Origin of the sequence: Desulfotruncus arcticus DSM 17038, assembly GCF_900113335.1 — a bacterium.
GTDB lineage: Bacteria > Bacillota > Desulfotomaculia > Desulfotomaculales > Desulfallaceae > Desulfotruncus > Desulfotruncus arcticus.
The window spans coordinates 56074-76322 of the sequence record NZ_FOOX01000011.1; the positions used below are offsets into that span (position 1 = coordinate 56074).

21 protein-coding genes and 1 tRNA gene are annotated in these 20249 nt (G+C 45.7%); 2 read left to right on the plus strand and 20 right to left on the minus strand.

Going from position 1 to position 20249, the window contains the following annotated elements; all coding sequences use genetic code 11:
• Nucleotides 1–113: 113 nt before the first annotated feature.
• Entirely contained in the window at nt 114–1121 is a 1008-nt protein-coding gene (locus tag BM056_RS14700) for an asparaginase (RefSeq protein ID WP_092472188.1), read from the minus strand.
• 359 nt (nt 1122–1480) lie between these two features.
• Between BM056_RS14700 and BM056_RS14705 the strand changes: the two genes are divergently transcribed.
• Nucleotides 1481–1828: a helix-turn-helix domain-containing protein gene (locus tag BM056_RS14705; protein WP_092472189.1), complete on the plus strand. Its 348-nt coding sequence runs from the start codon at nt 1481–1483 to the stop codon at nt 1826–1828.
• A 165-nt stretch (nt 1829–1993) separates the two neighbouring features.
• On the opposite strand, the gene BM056_RS14710 is transcribed toward BM056_RS14705, so the two are convergent.
• The 12 genes from BM056_RS14710 to BM056_RS14770 all read right to left on the minus strand — a co-directional run bounded on the left by BM056_RS14710 (nt 1994) and on the right by BM056_RS14770 (nt 16166).
• On the minus strand, nt 1994–2833 hold the full coding sequence (locus BM056_RS14710) for an Mrp/NBP35 family ATP-binding protein (RefSeq protein ID WP_092472190.1): 840 nt from the start codon (nt 2831–2833) through the stop codon (nt 1994–1996).
• 240 nt (nt 2834–3073) lie between these two features.
• Nucleotides 3074–4825, minus strand: a complete 1752-nt coding sequence (locus BM056_RS14715; protein WP_092472309.1) for an aldehyde ferredoxin oxidoreductase family protein — start codon at nt 4823–4825, stop codon at nt 3074–3076.
• 149 nt (nt 4826–4974) lie between these two features.
• Nucleotides 4975–6651, minus strand: a complete 1677-nt coding sequence (locus BM056_RS14720) for a glutamine--tRNA ligase/YqeY domain fusion protein (protein WP_092472191.1) — start codon at nt 6649–6651, stop codon at nt 4975–4977.
• A 383-nt stretch (nt 6652–7034) separates the two neighbouring features.
• Nucleotides 7035–7547, minus strand: coding sequence for an Hsp20/alpha crystallin family protein (locus BM056_RS14725; RefSeq protein ID WP_092472192.1), 513 nt, complete (start codon nt 7545–7547; stop codon nt 7035–7037).
• 69 nt (nt 7548–7616) lie between these two features.
• Nucleotides 7617–8096: a 23S rRNA (pseudouridine(1915)-N(3))-methyltransferase RlmH gene (gene rlmH, locus BM056_RS14730; protein ID WP_092472310.1), complete on the minus strand. Its 480-nt coding sequence runs from the start codon at nt 8094–8096 to the stop codon at nt 7617–7619.
• A 106-nt stretch (nt 8097–8202) separates the two neighbouring features.
• Nucleotides 8203–9459 (minus strand): UDP-N-acetylglucosamine 1-carboxyvinyltransferase, encoded by a 1257-nt coding sequence (gene murA / locus BM056_RS14735; protein WP_092472193.1) that lies wholly within the window; start codon nt 9457–9459, stop codon nt 8203–8205.
• Between the two features lie 25 nt (nt 9460–9484).
• On the minus strand, nt 9485–10399 hold the full coding sequence (locus tag BM056_RS14740; RefSeq protein ID WP_092472194.1) for a peptidase MA family metallohydrolase: 915 nt from the start codon (nt 10397–10399) through the stop codon (nt 9485–9487).
• Between the two features lie 112 nt (nt 10400–10511).
• Nucleotides 10512–11150, minus strand: a complete 639-nt coding sequence (locus tag BM056_RS14745) for a tetratricopeptide repeat protein (protein ID WP_165613542.1) — start codon at nt 11148–11150, stop codon at nt 10512–10514.
• A 252-nt stretch (nt 11151–11402) separates the two neighbouring features.
• Nucleotides 11403–12806 carry a peptidoglycan DD-metalloendopeptidase family protein gene (locus BM056_RS27305; RefSeq protein ID WP_092472196.1) on the minus strand — a complete coding sequence of 468 codons (1404 nt, stop codon included), beginning with the start codon at nt 12804–12806 and terminating at the stop codon, nt 11403–11405.
• Between the two features lie 148 nt (nt 12807–12954).
• Nucleotides 12955–14328: a thioether cross-link-forming SCIFF peptide maturase gene (gene scfB / locus BM056_RS14755; protein ID WP_337833513.1), complete on the minus strand. Its 1374-nt coding sequence runs from the start codon at nt 14326–14328 to the stop codon at nt 12955–12957.
• A gap of 43 nt (nt 14329–14371) precedes the next feature.
• Nucleotides 14372–14524: a six-cysteine ranthipeptide SCIFF gene (gene scfA, locus BM056_RS14760; protein WP_092472198.1), complete on the minus strand. Its 153-nt coding sequence runs from the start codon at nt 14522–14524 to the stop codon at nt 14372–14374.
• Nucleotides 14525–14840: 316 nt separating this feature from the next.
• A complete protein-coding gene (locus BM056_RS14770; protein ID WP_092472199.1) occupies nt 14841–16166 on the minus strand; it encodes a S8 family peptidase in 1326 nt (441 codons plus the stop codon).
• A gap of 181 nt (nt 16167–16347) precedes the next feature.
• Here BM056_RS14770 and BM056_RS14775 point away from each other — a divergent pair, with 181 nt between their 5' ends.
• Nucleotides 16348–16884, plus strand: coding sequence for an HD domain-containing protein (locus BM056_RS14775; RefSeq protein ID WP_092472312.1), 537 nt, complete (start codon nt 16348–16350; stop codon nt 16882–16884).
• Here BM056_RS14775 and BM056_RS14780 read toward each other — a convergent pair.
• The 7 genes from BM056_RS14780 to BM056_RS14810 all read right to left on the minus strand — a co-directional run bounded on the left by BM056_RS14780 (nt 16815) and on the right by BM056_RS14810 (nt 20249).
• Nucleotides 16815–17168, minus strand: a complete 354-nt coding sequence (locus BM056_RS14780; protein WP_092472200.1) for a response regulator — start codon at nt 17166–17168, stop codon at nt 16815–16817. The two genes, BM056_RS14775 and BM056_RS14780, sit on opposite strands and share 70 nt — an antisense overlap.
• 256 nt (nt 17169–17424) lie before the next feature.
• A tRNA-Gly gene (locus BM056_RS14785) sits at nt 17425–17499 on the minus strand.
• Nucleotides 17500–17591: 92 nt separating this feature from the next.
• Complete coding sequence (locus BM056_RS14790) at nt 17592–17852, minus strand: gas vesicle protein (RefSeq protein ID WP_092472201.1); 261 nt, start codon at nt 17850–17852, stop codon at nt 17592–17594.
• A 15-nt stretch (nt 17853–17867) separates the two neighbouring features.
• Complete coding sequence (locus tag BM056_RS14795) at nt 17868–18215, minus strand: gas vesicle protein K (RefSeq protein WP_238456474.1); 348 nt, start codon at nt 18213–18215, stop codon at nt 17868–17870.
• Nucleotides 18193–18954: a GvpL/GvpF family gas vesicle protein gene (locus BM056_RS14800; RefSeq protein ID WP_092472202.1), complete on the minus strand. Its 762-nt coding sequence runs from the start codon at nt 18952–18954 to the stop codon at nt 18193–18195. The genes BM056_RS14795 and BM056_RS14800 overlap by 23 nt, the downstream gene beginning before the upstream one ends.
• Nucleotides 18947–19129 (minus strand): gas vesicle protein, encoded by a 183-nt coding sequence (locus tag BM056_RS14805; RefSeq protein ID WP_092472203.1) that lies wholly within the window; start codon nt 19127–19129, stop codon nt 18947–18949. The genes BM056_RS14800 and BM056_RS14805 overlap by 8 nt, the downstream gene beginning before the upstream one ends.
• The gene (locus tag BM056_RS14810; protein WP_092472204.1) at nt 19113–20249 is read right to left on the minus strand and encodes a GvpL/GvpF family gas vesicle protein; all 1137 of its coding nucleotides are present in this window, start codon (nt 20247–20249) and stop codon (nt 19113–19115) included. The genes BM056_RS14805 and BM056_RS14810 overlap by 17 nt, the downstream gene beginning before the upstream one ends.

The following is a 20249-nucleotide window of genomic DNA, read 5'->3' on the forward strand; positions in this document are numbered from 1 at the left end:
ATAGCGAAATAGATTATTAAATTATTTGGCAAGTTAAAATTATTTCGTAAACTCCAGGCAACACAGAGGCAATAACCATCTCCATCAAGAATGAAGATGGAGGATGGTGGACGCTATTTCATTTTTTCTTTTGGATTTGCAATATCATAGGCGACCGGTGTTTCCATGATTTTTTTAACCTCTTTGGGATTATCCGTCTGACCTAATGCCCACATTAACTTGGGCACAATCGCTTCCGTGTTCATATCCCTGGAAGAAATAATCATCTTTTGAGCCACTTTCCATCCCGCTTCATACAGACCCAGATCTTCTCCTTCTTGAAGACATTGCGTAGTGGTTACGACGGAAACCCCTGAATCTATCAACTCATGTATTTTAGGAAGAAGATTCCTCTCCTGGAAAGGTACTCCGCCGGTTCCGAAACTTTCAAAAATCACACCTTTGTAAAGATGCTTAAAACAGTCAAAGAGCTCCGGTTTTGTACCGGGATGAAGTTTCAACAAAAAAACATCGGGACAAAGTGAAATATCTAGTTTTAGCCCCCCATGCTTAACCGGACGAACAGGCTTGTTATACTTGACATCAAGCCCATTGATATAAGCAATATAGGGAAAATTGATGCTTTCAAAAGCATCATAGCTTTTAGTCCTTAATTTCATAGCCCTTGTTCCAATTATTACCTTGCCGTCAAAAACAACGAAGACCCCGCCGATGTCTTCAGAAGCAAAGCAAATAGCATCAAGAAAATTTCTTATGCCATCAGTTCTTTTACGAATAATTGGAACCTGGGAGCCTGTTAGCACAACTGGTTTAGCTATATTTTGCAGCATATAGCTAAGTGCCGCCGAGGTATAGGCCATAGTATCGGTCCCATGAGTAATAATAAACCCATCATAATTGTCGTAATGTTCATAAACAGCTTGCGCTATTTTCACCCAAAATTCAGGCTGCATATTGATACTATCAATAGTCATTAAAACTTTACTGTCAATCTGATTCCGCAGGTGCTCTTTCGGCAAGAAACTTATCAGCTCTTCAGCCGTCATTCGAGGAATTAGTCCCTCTTCCGCCGGTATTGAAGCTATTGTTCCTCCAGTAGCAAGTAAAAGTATTTTTTTCATACTACCCACCTCTTGGTTTAGGCGTATACACTGCACCGGTTATAATTATAATATTCAGAAAATTATAAATCATGAATCCAACCGTAATACGCATATTGCGTACTTACATGTTTATTATAGTCATTTCGACAATTTAACACAAGATTTATCTCGTTAACCGCCGCTAAGGCTCCCGCCTCTACAGGCGGGAGCCTTAGCGGCGGTTAACTCGAAATAAGTGCGACTAAGGTTCAGGTGGGGTCAAAACCACCCCACCTGAACCAAGTCTCCTTTATTATTCAATACGCGAACGTTCTTGGTCGTCTTCATTAGTTAATGATTGATGTTATAATAGAGAGGGGTGGGGAGGTTACGGGGATATGTTAAAAAGGCTGTCAGAGTTAAGAAAAAGCAAGAAGTGGTCTTTACAATATATTGCCGATCAACTGGGCATTGCCAAAAGCACCTATGCGGGGTACGAATCAGGGTACCGGGAACCGTCATTGGAAGCAATGAAAAAGCTGGCCAATCTTTTTGGGACCTCGGTCGATTATTTAGTAGGCAGGGTTGATCATCCTACCACAGAAGAGAAAACAACCTTAAATGATAAATTTGAATTAGCAGAGTTTACAAGTGAAAAACTGAAGGTAGATGGACAATCCCTTACAGATGAAGAAATAAAGTTATTTATTGCCTTTATTAGAGCTAAACGGGAAATAGAGACGTGAAAAGTGAACGATTTTAAAAGTAAGAAGCAAGGGGACACATCCTAAAAGGAGATGTGTCCTCTTGCTTCTTAATGAGATTGCTTCGTTTTTTGCTCCTTACGATGACAGACTAATTAACGTTAGCGGCATGGATGTCTACCTTAATCATTACAGCCAAGGGCGGCTTTAATTCCTTTTGCTGTCGGGTGTTAATAATTGATCAAGGCCCTTAAAAACAGGGAGCTCGTATTGCTCCACCCGCCCGGCATCGCATAATTCGGCCAGCACGGGGTCGACCGGCAGTTTTTCCAACAGGCGCAGGCCCATGTCGGCAGCCAGCGCACCGGCATGACTCTCACCGAAAATATTGATCTCTTTACCGCAGTCAGGACATCGCAAATAACTCATATTTTCAACAAACCCGTAAATTGGCACATTCATTTTACCGGCCATGTTAACAGCTTTTCTAACCACCATATTGGCCAATTCCTGAGGAGACGTGACAATTATCACGCCATTTAACGGCAGCGACTGCATCACAGTAAGCGGAACGTCACCCGTCCCGGGTGGCATGTCCACCAGCAGATAATCAAGTTCACCCCAGGCAACTTCGGTCCAGAATTGTTTCACCACACCGGCAATAATCGGCCCCCGCCAGATAACGGGCTGATCCTCACTTTCCAGCAGCAGGTTTATTGACATAACCTTGATTCCGCCACCTGTGGCAACGGGGTATAGCATTTCCGCATCCTGGTCCGGGCGCTTGCCGCTGATGCCAAACATTTTGGGAATGCTGGGGCCGGTTATATCAGCATCCATAATCCCAACTTTATAGCCTGCACGGCTTAAACCAACCGCCACAAGGCCGGTGACGGCTGATTTGCCCACACCGCCTTTGCCGCTCATAATTGCTATCACTTTTTTAATTTTGCTTTTGGTATTTGCCGACAGTGTTTCAACCCCGCATTTATCAGGGGCGCAATCTTCCGACTTTTGATTGCATGAACTGCATTTGTCTTCTGCCATATACTACCTCTCCCTTTGCGTTTATATTTTTAAGCCAAGCTTTTTTCCCGAAGAGTTAACTAATTCCCTTTCCTTATATCCCATAAATTAACATGCATATAAAACACCCTTTAATATTCTCGGCATCTATCCCAATTCCTTCAAATCCGGTTCTTAGAAGCTGGTCATGCTTTTTAGCTGTGCTAAAAATTATTATGATTTCCCCGATATTATTAAAAGGGGCCCCAACGGACCCCCTGGCTATTTGATCATATTAAATTGTTCGTTCATTTGATCCATTTCCTCCGGTGGAATATCAAAAACTGTGTTATGCGGCGGCAGCGGTTCCCTGCGGAAAAATTCAGGCAGCCTGTCGTGGGCGGGAGTAAAGCCGGCGCGCCGGTTGAATTCTCTCTCAACACGCAGCACCTGGCGCCCCATCTCCATTATGTCATCAATGGAATGATTGTCACCGTTTTTGGCATTCCAGATATCAAGCACCGTCGGCCACCCATCGGGATTGTCCAGCAGGGCAAAAGCTACAAATATGCAGAGGCCCATGGCATCCAGCGCCGCAGTGGCAACCTGCAGGTTAACTGAAAGCGCCACCTGGCCTTCAGCTTTGAGCGGGTCCACGTAGCCGCCTGATTTTAATACATTCATGGTAACGGCATATCCGGCGGTATGATCGGCGCCCATGGTGGTCATAGCGTATGTGGCGCCTATACCTTTAACCGCACGGGGGTCGTATGCCGGGAGGTGCTGGCCTTTTACAGTAGCCACCCTGGTCACGCCGTACGTTTTGCCAACAGTATCTGCGCCCTGACCGATAATATGGCCCAGCGGCGTATCTTTGCCCACTTCCTCCAACAGATTGATTGCTGCCTGGCCGTCACCGAAGGGAATAATCCCCGCCTCCATGGCGACTCCCAGCGCGCCCCCCGCGTCAATGGTGTCAAGACCGAGGTCGTTGCAGATCCGGTTTAGCCTGGCTACCACGTCAAGGTCGTCAATTTCCAGGTTTGCCCCCAGAGCCCAGGCTGTTTCGTACTCAATGGGTGAGCAAAGAGCCTCACCGTTTTCATCAGGATAAATATTGGAGCAGCGTATGACGCAGCCGGGGTGACAGTTATGGGTTGGCGCCCCCACGCCCCCCCTGGCCTTGGCCCGGGCCGACAATTCCTCGCCGCTGATCTTGCTGGCGCCTTCAAAACGCCCATACCTAAAGTTCCTGGTAGGCAGGGCACCGGCCTCGTTAATAATATTCATCAGTACGTTGGTACCATATAACGGCAGCCCTTCACCGCTGACAGGGTTTTCCCGAAGAATTCTAGCAAACTTTTTGGATGCCTCACTATATTTTTCTTTATCGACAACCGGTGCATCAAAGGTTTTACCCGTGTCAACCACGATCGCTTTAAGCTTTTTAGAGCCCATAACGGCCCCCAGGCCACCGCGCCCGGCGAACCTGCCCGGACCTCCTTCGGGGTCGTTGCAGGAAATACCCGCGTTTGCCATTTTGCGTTCACCGGCCGGGCCGACACAAATACAATAAATCTTTTCATGATAGCGGCCCCGTACCCTGCTGTTAAATTCATATGTGCCCAGGCCGGCCAATTCCCCTGCCGGCTCCAACCTGGCGCCCGCATCGGAAATATGCAGCAGGTGATACCCTTCGCCCTGTGGGAGTCCTTCCACAATTATAGCCTTGTAGCCCAGACTGGCCAGTTTATGGGCCAGGGGTGTGCCTGCGTTTGCTTCCTTAATGCCACCGGTCAGCGGACTTTTGCCGCCGAATGAAAGCCTGCCGGAATTGGGACATTTTGTGCCGGACAGAATTCCGGGAGCGACAATAAGCTTGCTGCCTTCACCCAGGGGATGGCAGGTTGCATCAATCTCATCCAACAAAATGCGCGAGGTCAGCCCGCGCCCACCAAGGTCTTTATATGCCTCCGGGACTTTCTCTTCCTTAACTGTTAAATTTGACATATTAACCCGTAAGAGTTTTTCCATTATCAGCACCACCGTTTGATTCGATTTTAAGTATATATCTCCATGATGCAAGCTTTTCATACCAGTACAGCAAATATAGCGTTTGTGAATATAAAAAAGGCCCTTTCGCAACGAAAAGGCCAGACTGTTTAAACCAGCATATTTGTTTATCATGAACCCTTCTTAGCTGAAATTTTGGCCCATGAATCTTTTAGCGATACAACCCGGTTAAAAACCAGCCCACTTTCCAAAGTATCCTTGTCAACACAGAAATAACCCTGTCTAAGAAACTGGAAGCGGGTTCCGGGATTTACCCCGGCCAGCGCGGGCTCGACATAACAGTCACTTAGAATTTCCAGCGAGTTGGGGTTTAAATTGCTTGTAAAGTCCTCATCCTCTTCTGGGTTGTCCTTCAAGAATAAATGATCGTACAAACGAACTTCCGCCTTAATGGCATGTTCCGCCGAAACCCAGTGCAGCGTCCCCTTTACTTTGCGTGCGTCAGAGGAAGCACCACTGCGTGTTTCGGGGTCATAAGTGCAGTGCAGTTCAACAATTTCACCAGTTTGCTCATCCTTGACCACCCGCTCGCATTTAATGATATACGCATGTTTTAAGCGGACTTCCTTGCCGGGAGAAAGGCGGAAAAACTTTTTCGGGGGATCTTCCATAAAATCATCCCGTTCAATATAGATTACCCGGGAGAAAGGAATCCGGCGCGACCCCATATCCGGGCTTTCGGGATTATTTTGGGCATCCAGCATTTCCACCCGGTCCTCCGGGTAATTGTCAATAACCAGTTTAAGTGGGCGCAATACTGCCATAACCCGCGGGGCCCGCCGGTTTAAATCCTCCCTGATGCAATGCTCCAGATAAGCTATATCCACGACGCTGTTTGCTTTAGCCACACCAATGCGCTCGCAAAAATCACGCATAGCCTCGGGCGTATAGCCGCGCCGACGCAGGCCGGATATGGTCGGCATCCTGGGGTCGTCCCAGCCATTGACAAAACCTTTCTCGACCAGCTGCCTTAACTTTCTTTTACTCATGACGGTATGGCTTAAATTTAACCGGGCAAATTCAATTTGCTGCGGCGGGTTCTCTATATCCACCGCCTCCAGCACCCAGTCATAAAGAGGCCGGTGATCCTCAAATTCACAGGTACAAATGGAATGGGTAATTCCCTCAATTGCATCGGAAAGCGGGTGGGCGTAGTCATACATTGGATAGATGCACCACTTGTCGCCTGTGCGATGATGTTCTGCGCGCATGATACGATAGATAACCGGATCGCGCAAATTTAAATTGGGCGATGCCATATCAATTTTAGCCCGCAAAACTTTGCTGCCGTCTGCAAACTCACCTGCCCGCATTCTTTCAAACAGGTCCAGGTTTTCTTCCACCGAACGGCTGCGATACGGGCTTTCTTGCCCGGGCTGAGTCAAAGTGCCCCGGTGCAGCCTGATTTCTTCCGGGCTTAAATCACAGACGTAAGCTTTGCCGGCTTTAATCAGCTGGATGGCATATTCATAAAGACGCTCAAAATAATCGGATGCGTAAAACAGCCGGTCCCCCCAATCAAAACCCAGCCATCTTACGTCTTCCTTAATGGAATCTACGTATTCCACTTCCTCTTTGCTCGGGTTTGTATCGTCGAATCTCAGGTTGCAAAGGCCGGCGTAAAGTAAAGCGGTTCCAAAGTTTAAGCAGATGGATTTGGCATGTCCAATATGTAAATACCCGTTCGGCTCAGGTGGGAACCTGGTGTGAACCCGTTCATATTTATTATTGCGCATATGTTCTTCGATAATATTATGGATAAAATTGCTGGATTTTGTAGTCATCATTACTCAATGCTCCCTCTCACATCTATAATTGGGGACATTCCTTTAACCCAAAACTCTATTAAGGACATTCCTCCACCCCTAAAGCTTCGACCCTAAGTGGAGGTGTGTCCCCTTCCCTATTTCCCCAAAAGACAAGGTCTGTCCCCTGACCGATAAGATTAGATCATATTTCCATATATTGCCCAAAACTATGTAAAATATTTATTTACACAATCTATCCTATCCTGAAAAATTCCCACGCTACTTGTAACTGGCAATCCCGGGCCCATTAAATTTTGTCCAATTGGGAGTTCACTACTTTATTCTACAGGAGGAATCAATGCAAAACAATATTTCCTTGGAAAAACATGGCCCGCCTTTCATCCCTTTCTATTCTATTATCATTATAAAAATTCCACATGAATGATATGGTCATTCTGTTGCTTCTTTCTAAATCTTATTTCCAGATAACTATTGCGGTAGGTCGCCTTGGCGCTCTGAGCCTCAACTTCAACCGGCAGCTTGATAACCCGGCTGAATATTCCGGGCGTTCCCTGGGCAATGCTTATTCTTTTGCTTTCCCCTGATATAAGAAGGGTATGGCCCCGCAATTTAATATTTAAATTACCCTGCTCAACCCCGGGTAGAATACCCGAAACCGTTATGTCCCTGTGCCCTTCCATTATTGTTAGCAATGGTCCGGAGTCTCTTTCCTTTTCAATCTCCCTGGTGTTCCAGAAATCCTGCCAGGCTCCCAAGTTCTCCAGCTCGGCTTTGGGCGTTTTGTCTGAGGATGTCCAAGCTCCTGTAAAATTTTTTAGCATATCAGAAAACTGGTTAACCCAATCCGGCTGCATTTGTTGAGACTTTCTCTGCAATTCTATCATCTGTTCAATCCATTCTTTACCAAAATTCATTTGGCAACCCCCACACCCCAAAATGCTTAACACTGTTATTTCATATGTATGCAGTTTAAGGCAGACATGTTAGCGGTGGTACGGTTCATTCTTTGATATTTTGAAAGCACGGTAAATCTGTTCAAGCAAAATTACCCGCATAAGCTGGTGCGGAAAGGTCATTTTGGAGAATGACAACCGCCAGTCCGCCCGCTGTAACGCCTCACCCGGCAGACCCAGGGTGCCTCCGATGAGAAATGTAATATCGCTTTGCCCGTCAAGGGCCAGTTTTTCGATTCGGGCAGCCAACCCTGGGGAAGATATCTGTTCGCCCTGCACATCCAAGGCTATGACATATGAGCCGTCACGAATCTGCCTGATTAGCCGCTGCCATTCCCTGGCTTTGACTTTATCCTCCTCCGCTGTTGATATACCCTCCGCAAAGCTCTCGTCGGGCGATTCTTTCAATTCCAGGTTACAGTATGACCTCAGGCGTTTGGCGTATTCCCCGATGGCATCCCGCCAGTATTTTTCTTTTAATTTCCCAACAGCCAGCACGGTTATCTTCAGCATTTTTCACCTATCCTGAAAAATTGTGTTTGTCCCTCTAAATAAAATAACACCCATGGAGTAGATTAATCAATTCCACAGGTGTTAGACAACCTAACAACGTCGTTTATGCTCTTTCAACCCGGATTCCCAATCTGGTTAGCTTTTCTTCCAAACGATCATAGCCACGGTCAATAAAACAAGCATTAGATATAACCGTTTTACCCTGGGCTATTAAGCCCGCTATCACCAGTGATGCACCGGCCCGCAGGTCGGTAGCCCTTACATTGGTTCCCTGCAAGCCTTTTACACCTTCAATTACAGCCATGCGGCCCTCTACCTTTATCCGGGCCCCCATCCTTTTAAGTTCATCGGCGATCTGAAAACGGTTTTCAAAAATGTTCTCAATAATCACACTGGTTCCCCCGACAATTGAAAGGAATGCCATCATTTGCGACTGCATGTCCGTGGGAAAACCGGGATAAGGTAATGTTTTTATGTCAACGGGATGCAGCTGACCGTTGCCTTTTACTACAAGGTTGTCCCCTTCCTCCGCTACATAAATTCCGGCTTCACGCAGCTTGGCACAGATAGGTTCAACGTGGGGCGGGATGATGTTTTCCAGCACCAAATGGCCCCGGGTGGCTGCGGCAGCTACCATGAGTGTGCCGGCTTCTATCCGGTCGGGAATTACAGCGTAACGGACACATCCACCAAGTTCTTTTACCCCTTCAATTTTAATAATATCTGTACCGGCGCCGCGAACCTTGGCGCCCAGACAGTTAAGGAAGTTGGCCAGGTCTACTATTTCCGGTTCTTTGGCCACGTTTTCCAGCACTGTTTGTCCTTCAGCCAGGCAGGCTGCCATCATAATATTTTCTGTCGCCCCAACGCTGGGAAAATCAAGGTAAACACGTGCTCCCTTTAGACGGCCGTTGGTTTTGCCCAGGGCAAATCCACCGTCAAAACTAATATCCGCCCCAAGGAAAGATAACCCCTTAAAATGCAGATCCATTGGCCTGACACCGATATTGCACCCACCGGGAAGAGAAACCCTGGCATACCCAAACCTTGCCAGCAGCGGCCCCAGTAATAAATTAGAGGCCCTTAATTTTTTTACCAACTCACAAGGCGGATCTGCCACTATTTTAACCGGGGAAATTATCCTCAAAGAGGAGTCATCCACCCAGGCAGCCTCAGCACCTATAAATCTGATTATATCCACCATAACCCGCACATCACTGATGTCCGGAATGTTTTCCAATAGTACCTCTTCACCAGCCATTATTGAGGCACACAAAATAGCCAGAGCCGCGTTTTTGGCCCCACTAATGCGAATTCTCCCGTTTAATGGCTTGCCCCCGTAGATAACGAGCTTCTCCATTTAAGACATATCCTCCCGCTTGCTGCTATTGTGCTGCTTGTTTACCCGATTTCAGCCAGTAATGCCATTCTTTTTCAAACTGTTCCTGATCCAGTTCCAGGGCTTGTTTAAGCGAACCATTAAAACTGTTGCCCTGGGCCAGACTATTTATAATCCTATGCAAACCGTCTTCACCATAGACCGCAACAATAAATTCAATTGCATTTAATGATTGCCGGTAAGCCAATGATTGATCAGGTAACGAGTCGAAATTTCGGTCCATCTTTTTTAATGGATACAACTCTTGTTCCCAAAATCCTGCTTGATCGTCTAAGATAAATCCAGTAATTTTAAATTCTTCATACTGTGCTACACCTTCGGTAAACCAGCGGGGGTAATTTCCACGCGCCACATAATCTAAAACCAGGTGGGTCATTTCATGGGCCATCGGACCTGCTTGCTGAAAAATTTGCTTTACGGTTCCCGGATCGCTTTCATCAATCCAAACTTCCGGCGCCAGCACCCTGATTACACCACCCCAGTAAACGCCCATGGCATTTTCACTGGCCGGCCAATTGAAACTGGCATTTAATTCTTCCTTGGAGGAATAAACAACAATAGGTATTTTTTGTTCCGGCGTATAGGAAAAATCACTGCAAATACGATGATAAAAAAGACGTGAGCTCTCCTGAACCAAACGGGCCGCCTGTTCATTGCCACGATAGCGAATAATAAACTGGCTGTCATCAAGTTGATGCCAGCCGGTGGTTTTAAACAGCATTTGTCCTCTGGCCACATCTCTAAAAATAGAATAGATATAACCTCTTATTCCATCCGGCACCCGAATCAATAAAAAGACGCTAACGATAAAAAGAACTGCCAACAGTGCCGAAGCCAGCTTTGCAGTTCTAAAATTGGATTGATACAAAGTCTGTTCATTGGGTGTTGGATTAGAATTCATTAATGCCACCTTTTCAATGATTAATAATCTAATTATATAATTAAAAAGTCCCGCACTGTCGAGGTAAAATCTGACAAAAATAAGGCCAGAGAAACCCTGGCCCTCAAATTAACTACTTATTTTCAGCTTTTAATGATTGGATCATTTGCTGTGCTTTATCCACATCAAGGCCTTCCTTTTGCAGCTTAATGAACTCTTCCAGCTCTGTTAGCCCTTTTTGCACATCTCTCTTGTCATCGCCACGATAAGCGTAAAACTGCCCCAGCAGGTAGTGCGCCTCGGCGTCAGAAGGTGCTTGCTTGATTACTTGTTCCGCTTGGCTGATAGCATGATCATACTGTCCCATCAGGTAATACGTAGACGCAAGGTCTTTGCCTAATTTTACATCCCCCGGTTTAATTTCCAAAGCTTTTTGGTAGGTTTCAACCGCCTGCTGCCCCTTGCCGTTTTGCCAGTATAACCCTGCCAGCCGGGCCAGCAGCTCTAAATCTTCAGGCTTTTCCTTAACTTGTTTTTCGAGGTCGGTTATTTGTTTATCTATACTTTCCTCTGATTGCTGTTGCTGCTGGGCGGTTGCCGTATCGGAATTCTGGGGCATGTTACTCCGGCTGCCAAAGGCCCAGAACATTGAAGACCCTACCAGACCGACACCCAGAACAATTGTAAGTATGACAAAAACAATTTTTTGCTGTTTTTTACGCTTAGCTATGTTAACAAAAGAAAACGGGTTACTTGTTTTTTTATTCGCCAAATGTGTCCGCCCCCTTGCTATATCCATACACACATAAAACAATTATACCTTAAACGACTTACAAGGAAAACAGTTTTTACTTGGAAGTTGCGGATGCACCTGGCTAGTTGGTTAGTAAAATTGAAACTACTTTGCTACACCATGGGGACGGTTCCATCGGTCCTTCATTGCACTTCGGGCCGCTCGAACCACCCCCATGGCTCCCGCCCCGTCTCTTTAAACCACTAACCACTAACTACTAACCAACTAAAATTAAATAAACAGTGACGGGTTTTTATGCACCCCATTAACTATTACTTCAAAATGCAGGTGTGGCCCTGTCGAGTTGCCGGAAGAGCCGGATCGTCCGACAAATTGCCCGCGTTCAACCCGCTGCCCCGCCTTTACGGCTGTGGAAGAAAGATGCGCGTACCTGGTAACAACTCCGCCACCATGACTGATATCAATGCGCAGGCCGTAACCGCCAAGAGTGCCCACCCTCATTACGGTACCGGCCTCGGCCGCCACCACAGGGCTTCCGTAGCTTGCCGCTATATCAACACCCTCATGCATCCTGCCCCAACGTTTGCCGAAGGGAGAAACAATTGCACCTACGGTGGGGTAGGCCAGACGGCTATTTCCGCCACGAAAAGCCAGCAATTTCTTTTCGCCCTTGGCTACGATTTGTGGTACGGGCTCTTGCAGCACTTTTGCCTGAACAACTTTCTTGCTTATCTCTACGCCATTTTTCGAGGTCACATTATAAACAACTTCCCTCTGACCGGGTTTACCCTGCTGAACCAATTTTTTTTCACCCAAATATAAACTGTTGTCAACCTTTTCCTGCACCCGAAAGGCCATCTCTTCCTGACGGGTTTCGGTGCAGGTGGCGATAACATCAATAAGCGGAGAGGTCTGTGAAATGACGATTTCCTGGTCAATCTGCATGGTTTCCGGCTTCAAGTCGGGGTTGGAGCGCGTCAGTTCTTCCACATCCATATGGGCCGCTGAGGCGATATCCCAGAGGGTATCCCCCTCTTTGATTTTATACTTTCTTGCTTCGCTGCCGCCAAACCTGATATACTCCACAGCCTTGTCGACATCTGCCAACTCCGTCGGGTTGGTTTCAACATGTTTTAGTTCAACTTTCTGTTTAAAAGCTACTGTAGTATCACTATTGCCTTTATAGGTATCCAACAGCCGATCAAACACCTTTTGGCCGGTTTGCTGATCTTTAACGGCAACGACCATTTTACCGTCTGCGAAAATCCCGGTGGCACCGTATTGAACATTTATTTTACTGGACAGCAGTTTTTGCATTTCTCCCTTGTCAACCACGGAGGAAAACCGCCAACTGGGCCGGTATTTAATATCCTTATCTATTTTAACAGGCATTCCGGTTACCTGCTCCAGGTGATTAAAATATTCCTCTACCGCTGTTTCTGCAGCTTCCCGGGTTGATGCAACTGCAATAACTTCGTCTCCCATTACAACGGCGCACCTGGCGGAGCTAAAAAAAACCAACACGGCAATTACCGGGATACACACCAATAGCGTTATTTTTAAAACCGGTCGTGAACCTGTTACCTGAGACATCCCGGTCGATAGTTTTTTTAAATAATCAACTAATCTATTTTTTAGTTCATTGCTTTTAGAAATAGTGACCACTCCTTGCATCGTGTTAAGTTGGCATTATTTTTATAGCACAACTGTTTAATTGTACCATAGTTACGCATATATCGCAATTTTTCCCCCGTAAATGATAAAAGAGGGCCTAAAGCGCCCCCTGTTACCATTTTCCATGTTTATCTGCTGTTAGGACTTACTATTCTTCAATATAGCTGTTATACAACTTTGCCTTTAGATATAACGCGCATTCAAGCCGCTTACGGGCCAGAATGCAGCCAAGCCGGTAAGGCTCGAACAGACTGCCGTTAAAGGCCAGGGCATTGGCATGGCAACCACCGCTGCAGTTAAATTTAGCCCAGCAATTCTTACAGGCGCTTTTATTATAGATATGTGCCTTTGAGAATGAATATGCCGAATTTTTGTTAATAGCGTCGTCAAAAACCGTCCCCAGATTGTAATCCTCTCGTCCCACAAACTGGTGGCAGGGATACAGGTTCCCCCCGGGGGCCACCGCCAGATACTCGATACCAGCACTGCAGCCGGTCAAGCGCTTGGCCAGGCAAGGCCCTTCTTCAAGTTCAACGTTATAGTGAAAAAAGTCAATCGGATTCCCTGTGCGGTGTAATTCTAAAATATACCGGGTCAGCTTATCATATTCCAGCATTATTGTGGGAACATCTTCTTCGCGCAATGCATAGTCAGTATCTGCTCCCGCCACAACCGGCTCCACCGAAATTTGACGGCAGCCCAACTCGGCCAGGTGCCGGACGTCCTCGGAGAAATCCAAATTATGCCTGGTGAATGTTCCCCTGACGTAATGCTCCCCACAATACGGTGAATTAATAAATTGTACGATCCTTTCCGCCACCCGGGCATAACTGCCTTTACCGGCGGGAGTAGGACGCATGCGGTCGTGGACATCTGGGCGGCCGTCAATGGAAAGCACCACCGCCAGATTATTTTCTCCGGCAAACCGCTGCAAATCAAGGTCAAACAACAAAGTATTGGTAGTAAGCGTAAATTTTATTTCTTTGCCGGCTTCCCTGGCCTTAACCTGCCCGTAATCAACCAATTCCAGCATCACCGGCCGGTTGAGGAGCGGCTCTCCGCCAAAAAAATCCACCTCAACATGTCTGCGGCTGCCGGATGCCGTAAGCAAAAAATCTATTGCTTTACGCCCCACACTGGCAGACATGAGCCCGCGCTCGCCCCCAAAGTCACCCTGCCCGGCAAAGCAGTAGCGGCAGCGCAAATTACAGTCATGGGCCAGATGAAGGCAAAGCGCCTTAACCACAGGTTCACGTTCCGGCAGATTGAATCCCCCCGCCAGCGGGTCAGCGGAAAAAAGCAGACCTTTATCTATTAATTCCGCTATTTCCTCCAATATTTCCTCCACCACCGCAGTTCCGTAAACCGGGCAGTACTTTGACTTGAGTTCATCTATCCCCATTGTTTCATAGTCTTTAATTAAATTAAAAGACGGTTCGTCCACAATATGAACCTGATTGCTGTTAACATCAAAAACAATATTGGCGCCGTCAAATGTATAGGCATGGATCATACCATTCATCCCCTTCAAAAAAAAGACCTCATCCCGTTAGGGATCAGGTTCTTTACTTTTTGTTTCTGTTTTCGCAAGCCTGATTGCCTACTGTACAGGAAGTTTTGCAAGCTGACTGGCATGAGGTCCGGCATTCGCCGCAGCCGCCCTTGCGCACACTTTCCTGCAGCGTCCGCCCGCGTAATGTTTTTATGTGTTTGCCCATCGTCTTCCTCCTTAATTGAATATCTAATAAATTATATGCCATTATAGGAATAATACGCAAGCCAATTTCAATTAATGCTGATTTTTTTATCGGGGCTTCCTTTTAACCGGTTTCTCTTCAAAACAAAGGCATTCCTTGCCTGTAGCCTTGATAACTTCCGTAGAGAGGTTATATTTGGTCTTAATGCCATAAATCCTACAGCCGTTGGGAAATCTTGCATCCCAGGTTATGTAATAGTGTTTGCATTTAAAGCAGTTTTTGGCTTTTTCCATAGCAATACTTATTTTGCCGCTTAACATGGTTCTTCCTTTATGATTTAAACAAAATACCGGTCTAATTTATTTTCAAGCGCTGCGGTAAAACCCACTGCTCTGCGAGCATCGATAACTCCCATTCCCTGGACATTGGGGTCGTACCCGTCAAGCTTTCTAGCAGATTGCATCAATCGGGTTTTAACTTGCTCCGGCGTTAAATAATTGTCGGCCTGGAGCATTTGCGCCACAACCCCGCAACAAACCGGAGTAGCCATGGAAGTCCCGGAAAACGAAATATACCAGTTCCCAACCCTGGCTTCTCTATTCTGTTTATCCAACATTGAGCCAGGGGAGCGCAGGGAAATGATATTGGTACCGGGAGACACTATATCGGGCTTTGTAAGGTTGTCGATTGTCGGGCCCCTGCTGGAAAAATCGTTCACCAAGTCATCTTCCAAAATCAGGGTATTTTTATCATCCAGCGCTCCGACTGTTATTATCAAAGGATCTATACCCGGCGTATTAATTGTTTTAGACTGCGGTCCCTCGTTTCCGGCTGCGGCACAAACAACTATTCCCGCCTCCCAGGCTTTTTCCACCACCTGGCATACCGGGTCATTACGGTATGAGTCGTGGGCGGCGGCCCCCAAAGATATATTAAGAACCTTTATATTGAAATAATCTCTGTTATCAATGCACCACTGAATGCCTTCAATAACCGTTGAAAACGATCCCGACCCCATCTTATTCAGCACCTTTACCCCTACCAGGTCCGCCTCAGGAGCCGGCCCCCGGTAAAGATAGTCGGATTGGCTGCCGTTTGAGGCTATATCACCTGCCACATGTGTGCCGTGACCGTTATCATCATACGGACTGGTTTTCTGTTTGACCAAATCAACAAACCCTTTTATCCTGCCTGCCAAGTCAGGATGATTATATATACCGCTATCCAAAACCGCCACGGTAACACCCTTGCCAGTCAGGTGCTGCTCCCAAACCGGAGGTGCCTGAATTGTTGGAGAAGCAACATCTAAAACAGCTTTAATCTCCCGGTCAAGCCAAATCCTTTTAACATTATGATTGTTTTCCAGAAGGCTGAGGCTCTTAGCATTGACCCTTGTTGAAAAAGCATTAATCACCTTTAGCTGCTTTTGGATGCTGCACCCGGCAAAAGCTGTTATTTCTTCAGCCGATAATAAACTGACTTTTTTTTCATCTATTTGGACAATAACAGGTACCTTCCGCCAGTGCTGTTTGATAAATTTTAATGGTTTTTGAATAAAGCAAGGTACATATTTTAACGGACTGTACCATCCTAAAGCGGCCTTTTTTAAAGCCGGGCAAAGCTTGCTGCTGGAACGGATCCAACTCACCTCGTGAAGCATCATTATTAACAACCCCCGTATCCAATCTTTTATATAAACTATGCCGATTACCTAAATTTGTTAAAATAAAAGGCAAATTTTAACAAAGAGCAAGCAAGCTTTAAAAACTGAAACAGTTAATTATTTTAATTGAAGTTTTTTTATAATAAACTTATAGGAGAAAAGATTTATTGAGGTGATGTCGGTGGCAACTATGGCAAGCAGTGTAATAAAAAAAATGATCCTTTATTTTGATGGTGACATTAAGCGTATCAACCATGCCCTTAAGGTGTATGCGTTTGCCAAAAGCATAGGGGAGTTAGAGGACGTTTCCGGTGAAAAACTACAAATCCTTGAATTGGCTTCAATTTTACATGATATCGGAATCAAAGAGAGTGAGAAGAAATACTCATCATCTGCCGGAAAGTACCAGCAAATCGAAGGTCCTCCTGTAGCACGGGATTTATTGCAGGAGTTTAATATAGGTCAACATTTTATCGACCGGGTTTGCTATTTGATCGGAAACCATCATACCTATACCAGAATAGACGACATAGATTTTCAGATTCTGGTAGAGGCTGATTTTCTGGTCAACATCTTTGAAGATGACCTGGGCAAAGAACAAGTAAACTCAATCAAACAAAAATATTTCAAAACCAAAGCCGGTCTGAGTTATCTGGATAGCATGTATAGCAGCTTGTCGAATTTGTCTTTTGTAACGGGGCAAAGCAGATACCCATAAGAACCTATTTCACAAGCATCCAGCACATAATCCGGCTCATCCGAAATAAAAACAACTCTGATGTTTTGATTTAAAGCAACCATTATCCTGACGGTTTTAAGCCATGGTATTTCATCATTTCCGAGACGGACAAAAACAAGATCGGGGGGTTCCTTTTTAATCCCTTCCAAAAATTCGTCAGGCTTTTCAAAAACCGCGATTACTTTAACCATAGAATTATCAAACAACCAGAGCAGCATTTTATCCAGAGTTGCACCTTCGGCATCCAGTATGTATACCTTCATAAACACACATCCTTTAATGAATTAAATATATAAAACTAAAACTTACCGGGTAATATTGCTTAAAAGCCTGATTATTATATATCAAAAAATTCTCCCGAAATTCTCCCAAAATCATTCCACAGCAGCAAAATAAAAAAGCTGTCAAACCAGTATTGCCAATAGTTTCACAGCTTTTTAGCCATGCTTGTAAAATTATGAAAAATTATGGATAAAAAAGATTCCGGGGCTTATTAAAGCCCCGGAATCTTGTTATAACTGGAGCGGGTGACGAGGATCGAACTCGCAACCCTCAGCTTGGGAAGCTGATGCTCTACCATTGAGCTACACCCGCTTATGTTAAGAAGCATAAATTATTATAGCATTTTATAATTAAAAGTCAAGTTAGCCTTTTCTCCAATTATAACCTGTAAAATTTGCGGGCGTTTACTTAACCGTTTGTTCCTCCAACAGTTTTTGTTTTTCATGCCGGCGCTTGGCTTTGGTGTTTAATTCCGGGTCATCTTCCCACCAGTTGATGCCGATTTCCCTGGCCTTATCCACAGAAGCCACCAGCAACCTGATTTTAATGCTCAGCAATTCAACGTCGGCCAGTGATATTTTGATGTCGCCTGCTATGACAAGTCCTTTATCCAATACCCTTTCAAGTATTTCCGCCAGGTTAGTGCTCCTTGTTGAATGTTCCAAATTTATCCCTCCGGTCTACATTAAATTGCCGAGGGGGCCCAAGTCTATATTCAGTTCCTCACCTTCCAAACCAAATACAATTTTTAATTCTTCCAATTTTTCTTCCAATTTCATCAAGGTTAGCCCCACTTTTTCAATCTCTTCATCAGTTAAGGTGCCTCGCTCAACGCGGCGTAAAGCCTGTTTTTCCATCAGTTGCCTGAGTAACTCCACAACAGTTAATACCAGCTTGGCTAATCCCTGCTCTACATTTTCCGGATCCGCTTTAATTTTTTGGGGGTATTTCTTTATCGTTTTTTCCAGTTCACCGGCTAATTCTTCAACCATGTCCTGTTCGTAATCAAAATCCGTCACCACGATCATCACTTCCCACCGTGCAGTTGATTTTTACAAAATTATAGGGCGGCCACGGACCGCTCAGCAGCAATTTATAATTCGGATAATTTTTCTTTAAGCGTACGTATTCTTCCCGGAACCCGCTTACGTTGCTCCGGAGCAGCAGGTACGCCCCGGACAACATAAGGGAGGGCGTACGCAGGATAGAGCTGTGTGCTTCTTCGGCTATTGCCGACAGCGGGCTGTGTATTTGTTTCGCATTCTGTGCTGCCATCCGCTGCAGGTACATCTCCGGCGCCCTTTCCCGGTACTTGCGGAGCAAGTATTTGTGACCGGGGGAACCGGTGTGTAGTTTTTGGCGCAATAATGCCTCCAATGTCTCTGAGTCCGGGAGTTCGACCCGGGCCTGTTGCACATTCCATATAACATTAACCCCCATTTCCACCTTACCGCGCAATCTTTGCAATTGCCGCCTAAACTCACCGTCATACCGGTTAAACAACTCCTGTACGCCACTTGCACCGTTAATTAATGTGCCGAAGCTGACGGGCAGAACTGTAAAATGTTCTAAAATGCGTTCCATAACAGTGTTATGGGCCAGGATATTACCCGTGCGTTTCTCCGCATCTTTACTATCCGCTGCTGAAACGATCATGCCCAACCCGTTCACCGGCAGGTTATAAACCTGCCTGCCGCTGGTGGTCTCGATAAAAGAATACGGCTGATCTGAATCTATAATACCGTACAAGTACAACATATTAATCATCCTGTATCACCGGCATTACCTTATCCACCGATGCCAGCACAAGCTGTAATCCAAGGTAGATCAGGTCCACATCTGCGATTGAAATGATTACTTCCCCCTTGATTACCACGCCTTTATCTAAAATGTGATCTAAAATATCCAGCAAGGTTACATTTTTTTCAGTTAAGCTGCTCATTTTCCCCGCCACCTTCCAGATCGCTAAAAGAACTAAAATTATAAGGAGGCCAGGGCCCGGTGAGGGCAAAATCAAACCCCAGGTTTTGGTATTTCTCGCTAAGATCAACTACCCTCTGTTTAAAATCATTTATTTCGCTCTGTCCAACAAGATATACGGCATTTAAGGCCATTGTCTCCAACCGGCCCGTTATTTCACTGCCCAAAAGACGGTTTATCTTTCCTTCCGCAACGTATGGCGCAAGTTCAGTATTTACATACCCTGCAATTTGGGTGGCAGTGTTTTCCATTTCTTCAGCCAACAAATCATCCATTTTCTTTCTGATAAAATATGCAGCCCCGGCCCCTTTAGCTTCGGCCATCCCTTTGGTCTCCTGTATTAGGGCACTGTTTCTTGCCACGTACCGGCTAAGCTGCGCTGGTTGGTAATAAATTTTCAACCCCCACTCTTCTTTGCCTTTAAGGCTGGCCAGCATATTGTTAAAATCACTTTCCTTGTGTGACAGCAGTTGCCTTACTCGCTCATGGGTATGGAAAATGGTACAAAATTTCATAGGAATAACTGGAAAATGCTCGGCAACGTACTGGATAATTTCTTCGTGCCTGGTAACCCGGCTTTCCAACCAGTCAAGGTTTTTTACCAGCTCTTCCAAGACATCTTCGGAATATGTCTCCACCGGTACGGAACTAACTATTGCTGCAATGTTGCCGTATTCAACACTTCTAACGCTTCCACCGTCGGGCAGCCCCGGAACTATTTCATTCTTTAACATTAGAGCCGCTTCCAAGGGTGCAATGCAGTACAGGTAGATAAAACTTTTGGCCTGCCGGTCTTTTTCAGGCCTAGACTCCATTAACCGGTGATCTGTCTCAGTTTTTTTTTCCTGGTCTGTCGCCGGGCTATCCTGATTGTTTTCAGGAACTAATTTATTAATAGTTTTATTATTGGCTGCAAAAATATGCTCCAGCAACAGCTCAGTAAACACATTGGTTAAAAAATCCTGGCACTGTGCAGCGGCCCGCTCCCAGGCGGAATTTTCAATTTGCGCGACTTCTTTGTTCAGCCGGTCAAAGAATATTGTTTTTAATAGCTCTTTTTCTTCCCGGTTTAATTGTTTCAC

Coding starts and splice junctions, on each gene's coding strand:
- BM056_RS14700 (WP_092472188.1), bottom strand. CDS start 1,121: ATGAAAAAAATACTTTTACTTGCTACTGGAGGAACAATAGCTTCAATA.
- BM056_RS14705 (WP_092472189.1), top strand. CDS start 1,481: ATGTTAAAAAGGCTGTCAGAGTTAAGAAAAAGCAAGAAGTGGTCTTTA.
- BM056_RS14710 (WP_092472190.1), bottom strand. CDS start 2,833: ATGGCAGAAGACAAATGCAGTTCATGCAATCAAAAGTCGGAAGATTGC.
- BM056_RS14715 (WP_092472309.1), bottom strand. CDS start 4,825: ATGGAAAAACTCTTACGGGTTAATATGTCAAATTTAACAGTTAAGGAA.
- BM056_RS14720 (WP_092472191.1), bottom strand. CDS start 6,651: ATGATGACTACAAAATCCAGCAATTTTATCCATAATATTATCGAAGAA.
- BM056_RS14725 (WP_092472192.1), bottom strand. CDS start 7,547: ATGAATTTTGGTAAAGAATGGATTGAACAGATGATAGAATTGCAGAGA.
- murA (WP_092472193.1), bottom strand. CDS start 9,459: ATGGAGAAGCTCGTTATCTACGGGGGCAAGCCATTAAACGGGAGAATT.
- BM056_RS14740 (WP_092472194.1), bottom strand. CDS start 10,399: ATGAATTCTAATCCAACACCCAATGAACAGACTTTGTATCAATCCAAT.
- BM056_RS27305 (WP_092472196.1), bottom strand. CDS start 12,806: ATGCAAGGAGTGGTCACTATTTCTAAAAGCAATGAACTAAAAAATAGA.
- scfB (WP_337833513.1), bottom strand. CDS start 14,328: ATGAATGGTATGATCCATGCCTATACATTTGACGGCGCCAATATTGTT.
- scfA (WP_092472198.1), bottom strand. CDS start 14,524: ATGGGCAAACACATAAAAACATTACGCGGGCGGACGCTGCAGGAAAGT.
- BM056_RS14770 (WP_092472199.1), bottom strand. CDS start 16,166: ATGATGCTTCACGAGGTGAGTTGGATCCGTTCCAGCAGCAAGCTTTGC.
- BM056_RS14780 (WP_092472200.1), bottom strand. CDS start 17,168: ATGAAGGTATACATACTGGATGCCGAAGGTGCAACTCTGGATAAAATG.
- BM056_RS14795 (WP_238456474.1), bottom strand. CDS start 18,215: ATGATCGTGGTGACGGATTTTGATTACGAACAGGACATGGTTGAAGAA.
- BM056_RS14800 (WP_092472202.1), bottom strand. CDS start 18,954: ATGATTAATATGTTGTACTTGTACGGTATTATAGATTCAGATCAGCCG.
- BM056_RS14805 (WP_092472203.1), bottom strand. CDS start 19,129: ATGAGCAGCTTAACTGAAAAAAATGTAACCTTGCTGGATATTTTAGAT.